The sequence below is a fragment of the Methylolobus aquaticus genome, from assembly GCF_054172105.1.
This window is the reverse complement of sequence record NZ_JBSYXP010000016.1, coordinates 1-16,471: the sequence shown is the minus strand read 5'-3', so window position 1 is coordinate 16,471 and position 16,471 is coordinate 1. Positions and strand designations below refer to the sequence as shown.

The 16,471-nt window shown below is 59.2% G+C and carries 11 protein-coding genes and 1 pseudogene; 5 read left to right on the top strand and 7 right to left on the bottom strand.

The annotated features are described in order from the left end of the window. Positions 1 to 38 precede the first annotated feature (38 nt). From ACW73L_RS18105 to ACW73L_RS18095, 3 genes are all read right to left on the bottom strand, one after another. Positions 39 to 1,280 carry a glycosyltransferase gene (locus ACW73L_RS18105; RefSeq protein WP_498923983.1) on the bottom strand — a complete coding sequence of 414 codons (1,242 nt, stop codon included), beginning with the start codon at positions 1,278 to 1,280 and terminating at the stop codon, positions 39 to 41. Next, complete coding sequence (locus tag ACW73L_RS18100; protein WP_498923982.1) at positions 1,273 to 1,953, bottom strand: DUF5752 family protein; 681 nt, start codon at positions 1,951 to 1,953, stop codon at positions 1,273 to 1,275. The genes ACW73L_RS18105 and ACW73L_RS18100 overlap by 8 nt, the downstream gene beginning before the upstream one ends. Positions 1,954 to 2,263: 310 nt before the next feature. Then, positions 2,264 to 2,698, bottom strand: a complete 435-nt coding sequence (locus ACW73L_RS18095; RefSeq protein ID WP_498923981.1) for a carboxypeptidase regulatory-like domain-containing protein — start codon at positions 2,696 to 2,698, stop codon at positions 2,264 to 2,266. Between the two features lie 610 nt (positions 2,699 to 3,308). On the opposite strand from ACW73L_RS18095, the gene glgX reads away from it, so the two are divergent. Further along, positions 3,309 to 5,369 (top strand): glycogen debranching protein GlgX, encoded by a 2,061-nt coding sequence (gene glgX, locus ACW73L_RS18090; protein WP_498923980.1) that lies wholly within the window; start codon positions 3,309 to 3,311, stop codon positions 5,367 to 5,369. Between the two features lie 976 nt (positions 5,370 to 6,345). Here the strand turns inward: glgX and ACW73L_RS18085 are convergent. The 3 genes and pseudogenes from ACW73L_RS18085 to ACW73L_RS18075 all read right to left on the bottom strand — a co-directional run. Continuing rightward, a pseudogene (locus ACW73L_RS18085) lies at positions 6,346 to 6,450 on the bottom strand (hypothetical protein); the annotation flags it as partial. A gap of 24 nt (positions 6,451 to 6,474) precedes the next feature. Then, a complete protein-coding gene (locus ACW73L_RS18080; RefSeq protein WP_498923979.1) occupies positions 6,475 to 6,603 on the bottom strand; it encodes a hypothetical protein in 129 nt (42 codons plus the stop codon). A 242-nt stretch (positions 6,604 to 6,845) separates the two neighbouring features. Further along, positions 6,846 to 7,133, bottom strand: a complete 288-nt coding sequence (locus tag ACW73L_RS18075) for a sll1863 family stress response protein (protein WP_498923978.1) — start codon at positions 7,131 to 7,133, stop codon at positions 6,846 to 6,848. 905 nt (positions 7,134 to 8,038) lie between these two features. Here ACW73L_RS18075 and ACW73L_RS18070 point away from each other — a divergent pair. From ACW73L_RS18070 to ACW73L_RS18060, 3 genes are all read left to right on the top strand, one after another. Continuing rightward, a complete protein-coding gene (locus tag ACW73L_RS18070; protein WP_498923977.1) occupies positions 8,039 to 11,242 on the top strand; it encodes a PAS domain S-box protein in 3,204 nt (1,067 codons plus the stop codon). A 382-nt stretch (positions 11,243 to 11,624) separates the two neighbouring features. Beyond that, positions 11,625 to 12,275: a transposase gene (locus tag ACW73L_RS18065; RefSeq protein WP_498923976.1), complete on the top strand. Its 651-nt coding sequence runs from the start codon at positions 11,625 to 11,627 to the stop codon at positions 12,273 to 12,275. 92 nt (positions 12,276 to 12,367) lie between these two features. Beyond that, positions 12,368 to 13,060: an iron-containing redox enzyme family protein gene (locus ACW73L_RS18060; RefSeq protein WP_498923975.1), complete on the top strand. Its 693-nt coding sequence runs from the start codon at positions 12,368 to 12,370 to the stop codon at positions 13,058 to 13,060. Positions 13,061 to 13,222: 162 nt separating this feature from the next. On the opposite strand, the gene ACW73L_RS18055 is transcribed toward ACW73L_RS18060, so the two are convergent. Further along, on the bottom strand, positions 13,223 to 13,894 hold the full coding sequence (locus ACW73L_RS18055) for a response regulator transcription factor (RefSeq protein ID WP_498923974.1): 672 nt from the start codon (positions 13,892 to 13,894) through the stop codon (positions 13,223 to 13,225). 1,209 nt (positions 13,895 to 15,103) lie between these two features. Between ACW73L_RS18055 and ACW73L_RS18050 the strand changes: the two genes are divergently transcribed. Beyond that, positions 15,104 to 16,237 (top strand): sensor histidine kinase, encoded by a 1,134-nt coding sequence (locus ACW73L_RS18050; RefSeq protein ID WP_498923973.1) that lies wholly within the window; start codon positions 15,104 to 15,106, stop codon positions 16,235 to 16,237. Positions 16,238 to 16,471: the final 234 nt, after the last annotated feature.

The following is a 16,471-nucleotide window of genomic DNA, read 5'->3' as shown; positions in this document are numbered from 1 at the left end:
CCGCAACGTCCGGTGCGTAAGCCACGCCCGTGGTCACGTCAGGAGAGCTCGATCCGATCTTCTGCGCCATGGGTCAAGCCCAGGATCAGCGTCAGGTAGTCGCGCAAATGGCGGGTGATCAGGAAATTGTCGCGGACGAAATCGCGTGCCTTCTGACCCATCTCCGAACGTTTGGCCCGATCGCGCAACAGATAGCGCATACGCAGCGCCGCCCCCTCCGGCGTACTGACCAGAAATCCGGTGTGGTAGTCGACCACTTGCAGCCGGATACCCCCGGTATCACCACCGATGACCGGCTTCCCCTTCCACATCGCCTCGGTGACGGTAAGGCCGAACCCCTCACGCAACGATTTCTGCACGACGATATCAGCGGCCCGCTGCAAAGCGTTGATCGTTCGATGGGCGTCGGGGGGCAGATGCAGGACATGCAGGTCCGGATCACCTTGGGCCAGCTGCCGTACCTCGGCGAGCACCACTTCGCCGTCGGGATCATCGGTGGCGCTGCCGCCGGCGAGAACGAGTTGCAGCGCGGGAACGAACGTCTTTGCGAGGCGGTAGCCCCGGATCACGCCGACGGGGTCCTTGAAGCGATCGAAGCGGGAGACCTGCAGTACGATCGGGCGATCCCGGTCGATCGCGAAGCGCTCCAGCGCGGCGACGATCTCGTGATCGGGGAGGTCCACATTTTTCTCCGCCAGCGGGTCAATGCTCGGCGGGATGATGTATTGGAGGTGCGGCAATGGCTGGGCAAACGAGGGCAGCGAGAAGATGCTGGCGTCGTAGAGGCTTATGAAGTTCCGCAGATAGCGCCATATCGGGCGATACGGACGATGGATGTCGATATGACAGCGCCAGATCCAACGGCCCTTCCGCTCCGGGAACAGCTTGAGCAGAGGCGCCGGCTGCGGATCATGGATGAAGACGACGTCGGCATCCCGAAGAATGGGGCCGAGCTGGTCGGCATTGGCGGCATTGGTATCCTCGAAAATGCGCAAGAGGCCGGGGTCCACGGATACCGCGACCCCTTGCAGGGCGTCGTGGAAACTCTTGGTACAGCGATAGAACTCCGGAGTGCCGGAGATGACTTCCCAGCGTGTGTCGATGCCCAGCTCCCGTGTCAACGGAACCAGTTTCTCGAGGATCTCGGCGACGCCTCCGCCGACACGCGTCGAATTCACATGCACGACCTTGAGCCCACTCAGCGAATCAGCCACCTGATAAAGCTGTTCGATCACATCGCGTCCAACTACCTCCGCATACGTATCCAGAAGACTACTCACAGGTCACCTCGCAGAGGCACTCGCGGAAGCGCTCGGCGAGTTCGTTGCGGAGTTCCGAAAGCGACGTGAAATAGGGCTCGACGGATCCCAAAAGCTCTGTCATCACCGCGTACGCCTCGCCGAAGGACGCCAGCCAACTGCTGAAATCGTCCTTGCGACTGTCGTTACGCCCGCGGGCATCGATGAAGTGGTAGAACAAACTGCCCAGGGAGAGCTGACTCATCCGGCTTGCCAGATCCTCGGGCAAGACCAGTTGCTGGCCCGTTTGAAACACGACGATCTGCGACCGAATGAACTCGAATTGCTGATCCGGCTGCGCCCAGGCCAGTACTTCCCGCTCATCGATTCGTTCCTCGATGACCTCGATCAGTTCCTGCCGCAGATCACCCAGGCTTCCGAATGCGGTGGGATCGACGACGCTCAGGCGCTCCGCGAGCGTCTTGTCATGAATGGAGCGGTTCGCCCAGGTGGCGAAGTCGTTGTTGTACTCGCGCGCTTCGAAGCGTGGATGCAGCAAGCCGCCCCAGAAGTGGTAATAGACGCATCCCAGGTGGACGCTGAGCAGCTGCTCGCGCAGCTCCTTGAGATTCTGTGCCCGCGTGCCGGTCGCAATCGTCAGCAAAGCGCAGTCCTTGACGACGAATGGGACCGGTCCGAGTTGTTCCATCACCATCCAAGCGCTCCTGATATCCGGACGACGAAGATGACCGCCCGAGATCGCACAGCGCGCCGGGCACTCGGCCTGACAGCTTTAGTCGCCTCTCCTCGGGGGAGGCTTCGAGCTTCGGGGTCGTTTTTAGCCGCTTGCTTCGGGTAGAGCCCCGAGTCGCTCTCTCAGCGTCCTCCAGAACTTCAGGACGTACCGGAGAAGGTCCCGCCCTTTGCGCGTGACCGTCCTGGTCTTTGCGATGCGCACGAGCCATGGAAGAACAGCCCTCGGTGCGTCCGGACTCTGCACTCCGGCTTTCCTGCAGAGCGCTCAATCAGCGGTCAGTCGTTTCGCCGGGAAATGCAAAGACCAGGTCTGCTCTACCGCGTCCGGAACCCAGCGCGACCTTGACCTTGTGAGTGATCTGGTGTCCTCCCCGTTCGGCCGCAATGACGTAGCTGCCCGGCTTCAGTCGCAGGAACATGTGCGGCCCCTCGGTTCCCGCATCCAGAACGGTCGTGCCCGCCGCATCGTCGATACGGACTTGCACATTCGCCACGTAGGCGCCGGACCCCCGCATGGCGAATAGCAAATGCAGGTTGTATTCGTTCCGGACGCCCCGAAGATAGCTTTGCTCTTCCTTGCCGACACCCCCGGTGATGAAGGTCACGGCCCCCTGCGTCTGTTCCTTGAGGACGGCATGCCCCGCCACTGCGACACCGCTCAGACACAGTAGGAACCACATGATCGACGACAATAGCGATTTCATGCCTTTGCTCCGGTAGGCCTACGGTCTCGGCATCGCTGCTCTGTTGCCGCCAGCAGCGGAGCGGGAATAGGGGGGCTGCTCTGCCACTGCGGGCCCGATGGCCAGCGCGAATCGCCTTTGACCTCGGCAATCAATGCTGAAATGCCCCGTCAACAGGCTCGATGGCTGATCGGCAGCCAATACCTGGAGCCGGAACGCCTCGCCGATCTTGCGAAGGGTTGTAGGCAGCGTAGCAAACGGTGGATATTCGGCACATCCGTACGCTTACCGAGCCGTAGCGTGGATTTCCAGCTTCCGATTCCGGACCCACACCAAGCGGCCCCCAACAAACCGGTCAACCCCCGGAGTGCTGCATTCGGCCGCGAAACGCACAGCGGAACAAAGGTCAACGGAGTTGCTGCTGTCTGCCTCCGGGAGGGGGTATACGCGGGGTGACGGCGCGATTAGTCTATGGGGCCTGGGGTGCTCGTCGAAGTCATGAGACCGGCTGTGCATCCCTGCTTTGGCTCTCCGGCAATCCAACGCGCTCCCCAGGCCTATGACCGAGACTGCGCCCACCGTCTGGCAAGGTCGCCCATACCCTCTCGGCGCCACCTGGGATGGGGAAGGCGTGAACTTCGCGCTTTTCACCGAAAACGCTGAAAAAGTGGAGCTGTGTCTGTTCGACGGCAAAGGCCGACGTGAACTCCAGCGGATTCCACTGCAGGCGCAAACCGGTTATGTGTGGCACTGCTATTTGCCCGAGGCGCGTCCCGGAACGCTCTACGGCTACCGCGTTACCGGTCCCTACCAGCCGCTTCAGGGGCACCGCTTCAACCCCCATAAGCTGTTGATCGACCCCTATGCGAAGGCGATCGTCGGGAGCTTGCGGTGGAGCGATGTCCAGTTCGGTTACAGGGTGGGCCATAAAAGCGAAGACCTCGCCTTCGATCGTCGGGACAGCGCGTCGAGAATGCCGAAGTGCCAGGTCATAGACCCCGCATTCAGCTGGGGTGACGACCGGCCGCCGCGCATTCCGTGGCACGAAACCATCATCTACGAGTTGCACGTGGGCGGATTCACCGCCCGGCACCCCGACGTGCCGCCGGCACTCAGGGGGACCTACGCAGGCCTGGCGACAGCACCGGTGATGGCGCATCTGAAGAAGTTGGGCGTCACCACGGTTGAACTGATGCCAGTGCATACCTTCGTTGACGATCGCCATCTGGTCGAAAAAGGTCTGCGCAACTTTTGGGGTTACAACTCCATCGGTTTCCTGGCACCTGATTCGCGCTATGCGGCGGGCGACCCGGTGCGCGAGTTCAAGACATTGGTCAAGACTCTGCACTCGGCCGGCATCGAAATCATCCTGGATGTCGTCTACAACCACACTGCCGAAGGCAGCCACCTGGGCCCGACACTTTCCTTCCGCGGCATCGACAACAAGGCGTACTACCGCCTGGCATCCGAGAATCCTCGCTACTACACGGACTATACAGGCTGTGGAAACACGCTGAACATGACGCAGCCCTGTGTACTGCAGCTGATCATGGACAGTTTGCGATATTGGGTACTGGAGATGCACGTCGACGGCTTTCGCTTTGACCTCGCCTCGGCGCTCGCGCGCGAGTTGCACGAGGTGGATCGTCTCGGCGCCTTCTTCGACATAATCCACCAGGATCCGGTGTTGTCACAGGTCAAGCTGATCGCCGAGCCCTGGGACCTCGGCGAAGGCGGCTATCAGGTGGGCAATTTCCCGGTCGGTTGGGCTGAATGGAACGATCGCTTCCGTGATGTGGTACGCGCTTACTGGAAAGGCGAAGGCGGCCTCATCGACGATCTGGCTTTCCGTCTGACCGGTTCAAGCGACCTATATGGACACAATGGTCGTAAACCGTACTCCAGCATCAATTTCGTCACGGCGCACGACGGATTTACGCTGCATGACCTGGTCAGCTACAACCAAAAGCACAACGAAGCCAATCTCGAGGACAATCGCGACGGCAACGACAACAACTGCAGCTGGAACTGCGGTGCCGAAGGGCCGACCGATGACGCCGAGATCAACCGCTTGCGGGCCCGCCAGAAGCGCAACTTTATCGCGACCTTGCTGTTGTCCCAGGGTGTGCCCATGTTGCTCGCCGGAGATGAATTGGGGCGAACCCAACAGGGCAACAACAATGCGTACTGTCAGGCCAACGAAATCAGTTGGGTCGATTGGGAACTCAGCGCCGACAATCAAGCGCTCCTCGAGTTCGTCCAGCGCCTCATCCACTTCCGCAAACAGCATCCCGTGTTCCGGCGCCAACACTACTTTCACGGGCGTCCAATCCGCGGTGTCGGCATCAAGGACATCATCTGGCTCAACCCTCTCGGCGAAGAGATGAGTGACGCCGAATGGAATCAGTCATTCGCCCGCTGCTTGGGCGTCTACCTGTTTGGCGAGGTGCTCGATGAGCGTGACCCGCGCAATCAGCCGATTACTGATCAGAATTATATGCTGATGCTCAATGCGGACGATCGTGCAATTTCGTTCGTTCTCCCAGCCTATGAGCCGGATGCGCGCTGGGCGCTCGTGTGCGACACGGCGCGGCTGAGCCGAGAGTCACCCGAGCCGGAATACCTGCCCGGCGCAGCTTTCCCATTGGAGTCGCGCTCATTGGCCTTATTGGTACAGATGCACCTTCCGTGACAAGATCCAAGTTCACGCCACAATCCCCTGACTTTCCTGGGGAACAGGCTATCGTCTGGTCTCAAATCGTGATGGCAAGTCTTCTACTGGGTCTGCGGCGTGAGCTCTTCTGACAGTTCGTCCCGGCTGGCGGCTTCACGCTCGGTTTTTCAAACGCCAGGCGGCTTCTCGGAACCGAGCTTGAGTTGGTGATATTTATCATCGCGGTGGCTTGCGAGCTTTTCCGCGCGCTGATCGACCCGGCCTTCCAACAAAGGATCTTGATCTGAGCCGGATTCTCTGCCCGGGGAATTCATTGGCGTCAGTTTTGATCAAGCTCATCGCCTTGCTGAGCCCCTAGGGTATTGGTCCGGGTTCGTCGTTGGCGGGCTGCTAGGGGCCATCATTATCAGTATCAACTTTGAGAGGGCTTCTGATCGAGCTGTCCTCCCTGAACGGCGTCGCCCTGCGTATCGAACGGTTAGGTTTTCCGCTCGATCAGCACTCAGCGGCGGGGCTTGCCTTTCTGGTCATTGGAATCCTGTCGCAAGCTGTCGTTAAGGCCCGGCAAATGCCGGCCGTGTGAGGCCATTAGAGCTCGAACTCCGTTGCGGTCGCCGCCGGCGTCTCGCCGTGCCGCGGGAGCAGCCTAGCGGCCATGAGGAAATAGGGCGCCGTCGATAGCCAACTGCATTCCACCCACCGCAAGGTCCACTTCAGCCCTGGTGTGTGTGTGCCGTAAAGTTCGATTTATCTGATGGCTGCACCACGAGCAAGGCACATCGGCATTGACCGGCTTCGTTACGCGGCGTGCTACGTCCTACCCTTATGCCGAGCACAGTGCGGCGCATCACCCCTGCCCGGTGGCAGTCCCACTTGACCGCGGGCTCGCCCATGCTGGTTGCGTTTTGGCAGACTCTCGGCGCCGGAGTCGCCTTTTTGACATAGTCCATCTGCCGTCATGCGATTCCGGGACTCACGGCGGACCCTTGTGCAATCAACCCGATGTTCTGACCCATAGCCTGCACCAGCCACTGGGACTGATGCTGCCTTCCACCACGGCGCAGGCGTTGGGGCCGATAAAGTGCATACAGTTGTCGCAGTGCTGTTCGCCCTTGGGTTTGTCTTAGTATTGCGCTTCTTCCTTGCTTAACCTTGCTGCCTCTGCACGATTTTTGCTTTGTAATAAAAAGGCGCATCCGGCAGCCAGAAACCCGCGCAACAGCATGCGACGTTCATAAACGGCCGTAGACATGACTAATACTCTCCAGAAAATCGGCTGTACATCTTTCTTTTATGACGCACATGACATCGCGATCAGCGCATAGTAGAGCCCGAGATTTCCAGGGAATCACTATGTCTTAAATGACCTGGCTCATGGCAGGGAGAAAACGTGCTGATCACATGTTAAAGAAGACTCTTTTTTCAGGTAAGGCGAAACCGAATTTAATCGCAATGGGTCTGATAAATACTAGAATGCCGCTGTCCAGTCTCTAGCTAGGAAAACTTGGCCACGGCGTTCTCGACAGAAGTTTTAATGTCATCCCAAGCACGCTCCAAGCCTGGTTTGAGCTCTGCCCACGCTTCTTCGCCGGAATGACGCAACTCCTCTAACTTTCCTTGTGCGGAGTCCACCTTACCACGCAATGCGTCAATCTGTTCCCTGTACTCTATTTTCAACTCAGCCTTCGCCTGATCCATTTTAGCTCTCAACTCTTCAACTTTCGCTTCCCATTCCCGCAATTGAGCGTCCATCTTTTCCTGATAAGCCTGTTTAGAATCCATTATTTGCCTCCAAGATCGATTGCTTCGGGATTTTCATAACCATTGGCTTGAGGTACGGTGATCAGACTGCTTGGCCTCTCCTTTGGCTACGGAGCGAGGGTAACGCCGGAGAACTCGATGCCGCAATCCGTGCGACTACGGAGGCGGCGGATTCCGTTCAATAAGGCGAGGAATTCTCCGATCCATTATTGGATTCCGCCGGGGGCGGTGCTCCCGAAACTGAAGCAAAGCCGGCATTAGTTGGATCGAAGTTTCGGAAGAAAGCGCATCGTGTCACTACGGTACGATGCCTAATCCAAACAGTACCTTTCCAAGAGGGTGCTCATTTGCGGGTCGTGATGGCTGCTCGTAGCGCCCATGAGGCAGTCGGGCGTGAAATGGTAGCGCTCCCGAACCACAGGCTGTGTCGACAAAGGCTCTCAGGACTTAAATCGGCGGTTGCGCCCTGCCTGTGTGGAATGGTCGCCACGTGCCCTAAGCATCTCGGGGTGCAACATTGGGTTGGCACCACTTTGTGGAACACTTCGTTGTAGCGGTTGATCGACAGGTCGTAGCCACCCGCAAAGATGACGGCCTTGGGTACGCAAGAGTCCTGCTTGGTTTGTGCTCGGTGCCATTCGCTCGCATCACGCAGCGTCCAACGCGCTAGCACCTCCGACAGGTCGCTGTTGGACTGTTTCAGGATATGGTCCGGCGCGAGCTCAAGCTTGTGTTCGAGTGGCAAGGGCCGGCGTTTGTCGTTTTGGCTTCAACCGTCGGCCTGCATGTCGCAGAACCAGTACCGGATCGGTGCCGCCCGAATTCCGCAAATAATCGCGCGACGGCGCTCGCTTCCGCCACAGCGTCGAGCTACAGTGACAGGCCTAACTGCATTCCGCCGAGCAATCGCGAGATACTGACACCCCATGCGCGAGGTTCACCTGTTAGCCATACCGATAGGGGAGTGGCATTTTCGTTGGCGCCCCTATGCCCGGTATGCGCTTGCGTTGGTGTTGGTGCTCGTCGCACTCGGTGCTCGGTTCCTGATGAACCCGCTGATCGACGCCACGACCGGGAACCTCGCCTTCATTACCCTTTATCCCGCTGCCCTGATCGCTTTCTATCTCTGCGGGACGGGCCCAGCGCTTGTGGCGATGTCTCTTTCGGGCGTTGCCGGTGAATATCTCTTCAGACCTCCCATCATGGGATTCAGCAACAGCCCTGCCAGTTACCTTTCGCTGGGTTTCTTTTACTTCAACATGGCTCTGATCGGCCTGGGTATCGCGGTGATCCGTGACCAGGCTGCGCGGATCCGTCAGAGCTACGCGAGGCTTAGCGAAAAGGAATCGCAGTTGACGCATAGCCTCGAAGCCATGACACGGCTCCATCGCCTGGGACAAATGCCAATCTGGCCGGGGCATCTTGAGTCTTTTTTCACTCAGGTTGTCGAGACGGCGGTAGCGATCACCGGTGCGGATTTCGGGAACATACAGTTGCTGCAGCCGGAGTCCAAAGATCTCAGGATCGCTTGTCAGATCGGGTTCCCTAACTGGTGGGTCGAGTTCTGGGATACCGTCTCACGTGGCCAGAGCGTTTGCGGCACGGCACTGGAACGCGGGGAACGCGTCATCGTCGAGGACGTCGAGCAAAGCGCGATCTTCCAGGGTACGCCGGCTCTGGATGTGCAATTGCAGGCCGGCGTGCGTGCGGTCCAGTCGACGCCGCTGTTCAGCCGCGAGGGGAAGCCGCTCGGCATGTTCTCTACGCACTACCGAACCCGCCGATCATTCGACCCACGCGAATTGCAGCTATTGGATTTTCTGGCCCGCCAGGCGGCGGACATCATCGAACGGGCGCATGCCGAAGAAGTGTTGCGGCAGAGCAAGGATGACCTGAGTCGCGCTCAGTTGGTGGGCCAGATCGGCAGTTGGCGATTGGATTTGGGCAAGAACATCCTGACCTGGTCCGACGAGAACTATCGGATCTTCGGCGTGCCGGTCGGCACAGCGATGAGCTATGACAGTTTTCTGGAGATTGTGCACCCGGAAGACCGCGAATACGTGGATGCCCGATGGCGTGCCGCGCGGGATGGCGGGTCTTATGACATCGAACACCGTATTCTGGTCGAGGGACAGGTGAAATGGGTGAGGGAGAAGGCCTTTCTCGAGTTCGACCAGAACGACACGCTGTCGAGTGGGTTCGGAATTACCCAGGACATCACCGAACGGAAGCTCGCCGAACTCGAGCGCCTTCGCTTGGCGTCGATCGTCGAAAGATCACCCGATTTCATCGGTATTTCCGACTTGATGGGCCGACCCTCGTTTCTCAATCAAGGAGGGCGCCGCATGGTGGGGCTCGATGGTAATTTCGACGTGAGCCTCACGGAAATTCGTGAGTATTTCGTGCGCGAGGAACGGAACTTCGTCGATCGCGTGGTGCTGCCCGCTGTCTTGAGCGAGGGGCGTTGGTGTGGTGACCTTACCTTCCGCCACTGGCTGACCGACGCGCCGATCCCTGTCCTTTATGAAGTCTTTCGTATTGATGACCCGCAGACCAGGAAGCCCCTGTATTTCGCGACCGTGACGCGTGACATGACCGAGCGGAGACAGGGCGAGAATGCATTGCGCGCCAGTGAGCAACGTTTTCGGGCAGTATACGAACACGCCGCGATCGGCATTGCTATCGGCGATCCGGAGGGACACTTGCTGGAGTGCAATCCGGCTTTCCAAACGCTGCTCGGTTACGCTCCGGAGGAGCTTCGCCAACAGACGTCTTCCGATCTGGTCCACCCCGATGACCGAGCGACGGATCGCTTCCAGATTCGTTCTCTGCGTGCGCAGCCGTTGCCATCGTTCGAAACTGAAAGCCGATACATTCGAAAGGATGGCCGTGTGGTTTGGGTCCACAAGTTCGTGTCGCTGCTGCGCGACTCGGCCGAAAGGCCCATCCATCTCGTGATACTGGTTACCGATATCACCGCGCGTCGACAGTTGGAGGAAACGCTGCGCGACGCCGATCGGCGAAAAGACGAGTTTCTTGCGACGCTGGCCCACGAACTCCGCAATCCGTTGGCACCCATCCGTAGCGGCGTATCGGCGTTGCGGAAGACCCACGCCTGGTCGGAGACAACCGAGGCTCTACTGGAAATGATGGAGCGGCAGATGATCCACGTGGTACGGCTGGTGGATGATCTGATGGATGTGTCGCGTATTACGCTTGGCAAAATCGAATTGAGGAAGGAGCGGACCGATTTGGTCGGAGTCGTGGAGGAGGTCGCCGCAGCCTTTCGATCGTCGATTGCCGCCGACCATCATTCGTTGAATGTGTCACTCCCCACGGAACCTGCCTGGGTCGATGCGGATCGGGTTCGCATTGCTCAGGTACTGGACAACCTGCTCAGCAACGCCATCAAGTACATGGATCCTGGGGGCTCTATCCGCATGACACTGGAGCGGCAGGATCACGAAGCCCTGATAACGGTCCATGACAGCGGCGTCGGGATACCTGCCGACGCGCTGCCCCATGTCTTCGAACCGTTTACGCAGTTCCATCAGGGTTCCGCGAAGGTTCAGGGCGGCCTCGGTCTCGGACTCTCCCTCGTACGGCGTCTAGTCGAAATGCATGGCGGACAGGTCGCGGCGATCAGTGACGGCCTTGGGCAGGGCAGCGAGTTTTCGATCCGGTTGCCGTTGGCACCGGCTCCATCCGAACCGTTATCACCGGCCAACTTGCTGCCTGCACGGAGTTTCCCGCGTCGTGTCATGATCGTCGATGACAACCGGGACGTCGCGGACAGCCTGGCACTTTCGTTGAGGTTTCTGGACATCGATGTCCGTGTGGAATACGGGGGTCTGGCCGCCTTGAATGCACTCGACGCCTTCCAACCCGAGGTCATCCTCCTGGATCTCGGTATGCCCGGTATGGATGGGTGTTCGGTAGCCCGATGCATTCGCCAGCGTGCCGATGGCTCCTCGTTCCGTTTGATCGCCCTGACCGGGTGGGGCCAGGAGCAGGACCAGCGTCGCAGTCGGGAGGCGGGATTTGATCACCATCTGATCAAGCCAGTGGATCTTGATCTGTTGGAGACCATTTTGGTGGTACCTGAGGTCCGAACCGCCGAGACGAAATAGCAGGTCCCATGGGGTGTGGGCCGTGACGTGATGGACCGTGCCGCACTGGACCCGATACCGGAGCTTTGTGGGAAAGCCAACTGCCGCGGGTGAAGATCGCGTTGGCTGCCGCTGCAACAATCAGTCGGAACCGCTGGTGGTCCGATAAGCTCCGCTCACGCTCAGCGGCGTGTTGCCCACACAAAGCGGAAGGTCGTCTAGCGGAGTCGCTGCCGGCCCTCCGTGTGCGCACGGAGGGCCGTGCCCAATCTACGTGCCCGTCCGGATGTCCCGCCAGACGCATTCCCGTGTGAAATCAGCATCTGGGGATATGGCGATCTGAAGCGTCTCTCGTTCGTGCATGCAAAATCTCCGTCTGATCTCAGCGTTGGGGGGTGATCCGATGAATCCGCGCCCGCTTTCGACCGCGCAGTTGGCTAATCCGGCGATAGATACCCACGGCAGCTTTCTGTCGATCATGGATTCGATTCTGCCGTGGGCCCGCTTGCGGGAACTTATCCTGAGCGAGACGGGCGAGATTCCCGCTGCGCCGCTGGAGCGTTTATTGCGCTTGTACCTGGTGCAGTGCTGGTTCGGGTTCTGCGATGAGGCCGCCCTGGCTGCGCTCCAGGATAGTCGGTCGATTCAAGCGTTTGCGGGCTTCACGAGGCGCGAGCTTGCCTCCCTCATTCCATCGGAGCTGACTGACTTCCGCCAACGCCTGGAGGTGAACGGCATCACTCAGAAAGTGAGGGCGATGGTCGACAGCTACCTTTCCGCGAACGGATACATTCTGGAGGCGGGTTCTCATCGCGATCCGCTGCTGATCGCTGACGAGGAACACACCGCAACGCTTGCTCCTCTGGCCGAGCATTTCATGCGCATGGCGCGCCCTTATGAGTTGGAACCCATACTGGAGTTCAATCGTATCTATCGCCATGTTTTTTATGCGTTGAACCCAGCCGAACGTCGGGTCGCTGAGCGCTATGTGGAACGCCTTATCGGGAGCGTTGCGGATCCCGGGTACATACCCCGGATTTTTGGCGTCGTGTGACTGAAGTTAGCGGTGTTTCGTGTCAATGCCTGGTTCGCCAGTCGGGAGCCTTCCGATGGTTGTGTTGATGCGCGCTTGCGCGTGAGGGAAACATGGACGCAAACGGTCGTCACCCGCTCAGCTGGCTTCTCGCTCTTCAACGGAGCTACCGGGACCAGATTCGCCAGGGCCGATTTTTTGCGATGCTGCGCGCAGCATCGACTCCGGCACACTTTCAGTGGATAAGACAGATCTACTTCCTTTCCGAGGACTTCACCGGAGCCGTAGCGCTCCGCTACGGCAGCTGCCGTGAGGACGCCTTCAGGGACCAATTTGGTGAACATGCTGCCGAGGAAGTGACACATCCTGCGGAGCTCGCAGCATGGATGCGAAAGTTCGGGTTTATCGGTCGGGATGAAGATCCGAAATCGGTGATGCCCACCTTGCACACACGGGCAATCGGTTCTTACCTGGTACGATCGGCAATTCGTGAGCGCCTCCCGCATCAAGTGATCACGCTGAACCTGGTGTCCGAGGGCATTGCCTGTGATTTGTTCGCGACTGCTAATCCAAAGCTGGCTGAGCTCGGGTTGACGCCGGAGGGCTACTGGGCTGCGCATGCCAAGGCGGATCTGAAACACGAACTGCTGGGTCTTGATCTCATTCCGGCCTGTAGTAGGGAGAGCCCAGGCGGGATCGCCTATGGCTGGATTGCCTGGGAGGTCGCACGCCTCTTTCGCGACGCCTTTGATTCCTGGGCAGACTGGGATTCCGCGGGCCCGCCACATGTTCCCCATCGCCTGTAGGCATCGCTGAACGACTGCGATGACCCGCGGCCAGCACGGAAAAATGGATGCGGGGGACTGTTGCCGTAGCGGCGCTCGCTCATCACGCCAGGGGCAGTCCCATTCGATCTGCCCCGGCAGGTTCGGGTCTCGGGAACGGTGGCGAAACGGCGATGCGGATTTTCAAGTATCGCGAGAGCTTTCGTCCTGCTCGAATAAAGGTGCAACGGCCAGCATCAGTTGTACCAGAGTCTCGACACCGATCTTCCGCATGATCTGACCTCGGTAGACCTCGACCGTGCGGTGACTGATGCCCATCTTCTTGGCCATCTGCTTCGAGGAATCGCCATCCACAATGTACGCCAGCACCTGCTTTTCCCGGCTACTCAAACGCTTGTACCGTTCTGATATCGGGTGGACCGTCGATCGGCCGGTTCGCTGATCTTCTGCGCGTGCAAGTGCTTCGGCGACGCGCTCCAGCAGCACCTCGCTATCGAAGGGCTTCTCCAGAAAATCGAGAGCGCCGGTGCGGAACGCCTTCGAGGTCGTGGAAACGCTCCCATAACCCGTCAGGAAAATGTGCGGGAAATCGATGCCGCGCTCGACCAGCTTGTCCTGAATGTCCAAGCCAGAACAATCGGGTAAGCACAAGTCGAGGATTACGCAACCGTGCGCGCTTGGGTCCAGCGCATCGAGGAATTCCCGCCCGCTCCGAAAACAACGGACCTTGTAACCCTCGGTCTCGAGAATCATCCGCACTGCATCCAACAGAGCTGGCTCGTCGTCCACCACGAAAACTGTGGAATCGGAGCGTTCGTGCGGGGAAACCGGCTCGCTACTACTGGATATCGGCATAAAGCGGAAAAACAAACGTCGGGTCGCTGAACTCGGAAGTCGGGCCCGGAGTTCGCTGTCGAAAGTGACGAAGACGCAAGGCTGCTGCTGGAGGGCTCACTGTCGATCAGGAGTCGCCTGTTGACGACCCGTGCGACAAGGGGGCCCGGACGCATTCGCACATCGCAGCCATGTCGGGCATGCATGCCGGCAGTCTATCACGGCACCGGGAAGCGAAGGCTGAGCCAGACGAAGACGGGGCTCAAGGCGGGCCAGTGGTTCTCCTTTTGATCAATGCCTTGGTGATGAGCTCGTCGGCGCCCGCCCGGATGCCTCAAGTTCGCGCCTCCAGTACGGCAGGACTCCTGACCCCGATGGCCGGAAGCGTAGTGAACTCGCGTTGTGGCCGGATCGATCGGCAGCGCCCATAGCCCTTCATTCCCGGCATTCGGACAGCCGGCAGAACTGCATCTGGAAATTCTTTTGGGGGAACTCGGTAATCGTGCGGATAGAGAAGTGCTGCCCGGTATGGTTAAGTAAGGCGTGAGCGCTGTCATGGATCTCCGTTAAGCCCAACGACGTCCAGCAGTTGTCGATTGGGGTTCGTCGAACCGAAACGAGGTGGTCGCGCAGCGATCGAGTTCCGTTTGGCTTCACTGCCCTTGGTCGCCGGAGCATTCAGGCTCCCTTCATCCCCAGGGTGCTGGGAACGTGTTCAGATCCAATATCTGGACTTGGTGCTTGTGCCCCCCCGATTCAGCGCATTGCCGTCGCCCGTGCCCGCACGGGGCCTTTTGGCGCAGTCAGGCTGATCGACATGGACATGCGTTTGCTTTTCGTCCGGCTGAGTACACCACTCTCAGCTCCTGTAGCGATGCTAGCCTCGGTCACAAATGGGCGGCAAGTGGGGAGCCATCAGTGGCGCGCCGAGTATGTGCTCAACGCCGAGCATTTACGGCACGCCTGGCGGCATGGCGGAGCATGGGACTTCGCGATACAGGCTCTTGCGCCCCAGCGCTTCATGGGAGTTGAAGATCGTGAAGCCCGGCGCATCGCTAGCGTATCGATCGCGAGCCCCGGCTGCGATTCGAGTATGCGTAGTATCGGGGGTGTTCGATCTCATCATCCGAACCTTGCCTACCCTGCACGGGCGTGATCGGCGGTCCCACTCAGTCTCTTTACGACGCATGCAGCATCGGGTGTGCCACCAACACTACGTTTTTCCCTTCTATGCATGAGTACCGCAACGACCTGGGTCGGGATCAACAGTCGGGAACCTGCGGGTTCGGCGTGCTGGACACAGACTTGCGATATTTGTTTGCCGATTCGGCACTCTCGGCCATCAGTGGTTCCCCGATCGAAGTCCTTGTCGGCCGCTCCATTAGGGAAATCCAGGCGGGGTGGGCGAGAATCCTGGAGCCTTTGTGCCGAGCCGCTCTCGAAACGGGCGAATCCGTTCCGGATTTTGTCCTCGGCGCCGCGAACGCCATGGCCGATCCGGTCGAGCCGGTGTGGCGAGGCCGGCTTGGCGCGCTACGGGGTTCGACGGGTCGCGTTTCGGCCGTGATGCTGTCAGTTGAATCCCTCGAACGTGCAGGGTGCTTGCATTTCCCTGGCGTCGTCACCGACTCGGAAGCGCATCTTTTCGCAGCACTGGAAATGCTGAGCCACGATTATCGGAATCGACTCGCACCGATCCTCAGTGCGGCACAGATGATTCGAAAGTACGGGGCGGACAAACCCGAGGTTCTCCTCTGGGCTGGAAAGAGTATCGAACACCAGGTACGACAAATGACTGACGACCTGAATGGCCTCATCGACCTAGCACAGTTGATTATGGGGAAGGTCGAATGGCACATGCACGATATGGACTTGAATCCGATACTCCATCGCGTGGGTGACATTGCGGTCGGAATGGCTTACAAGCTTGACAAGCGCTTGAACATCGATCTGGACCTCCAGTCATCGATGGTATTCGGTGATCCCGGCCGGCTTGAGCACGCGCTCGGACGGCTTTACCGACAGGTCATCGAGTCTGCTCCGCCCGCCGCAGTCGTTGAGTCGTCCGTCAAACGGGAAGGGGACTACGTGTTGATACGCATCGGTGAGGGCCATTCCGGTGCTCTTGAGCGAACACCGGAATGGTCATTAAACTCCGCTTTTGACATGCAGCCCCTGATCTTTGCGGGCCCTGGCGGACTAGGGCCGGGGTTCGCGTTCGCCAACCAGGTGATCCGGCAACACGGCGGCAGTGTGAGTAAAGTCAACCTCGGCCACGATCGAGGTATTGCGGTCGTGGTGCGGATTCCGAGTTTGATTCGGAGCGCTGATCGCGTTGAAGGACAGGGGCGCGATGTCTCTTAGTCCATCGTGTTCGCGGCGGATAGGAAGTCGCTGTAGCTGGCTCCGACGTGCGATCAAACGCCTTTCCGGCTTCTCGCCTCTCGCGTCCCCGCGCTTCTACTTTCCATAAGGGCTGTTTTTCCGCTCCACGCTCACTGCGTAACTGGGTACGTCCGTTCTAGCAGGATGGTGAAAAACCGCTCTGAAATTCCCCTTACCTTTCCCGCCGAACCAAATCGGCTGGGTGCGGGGTCG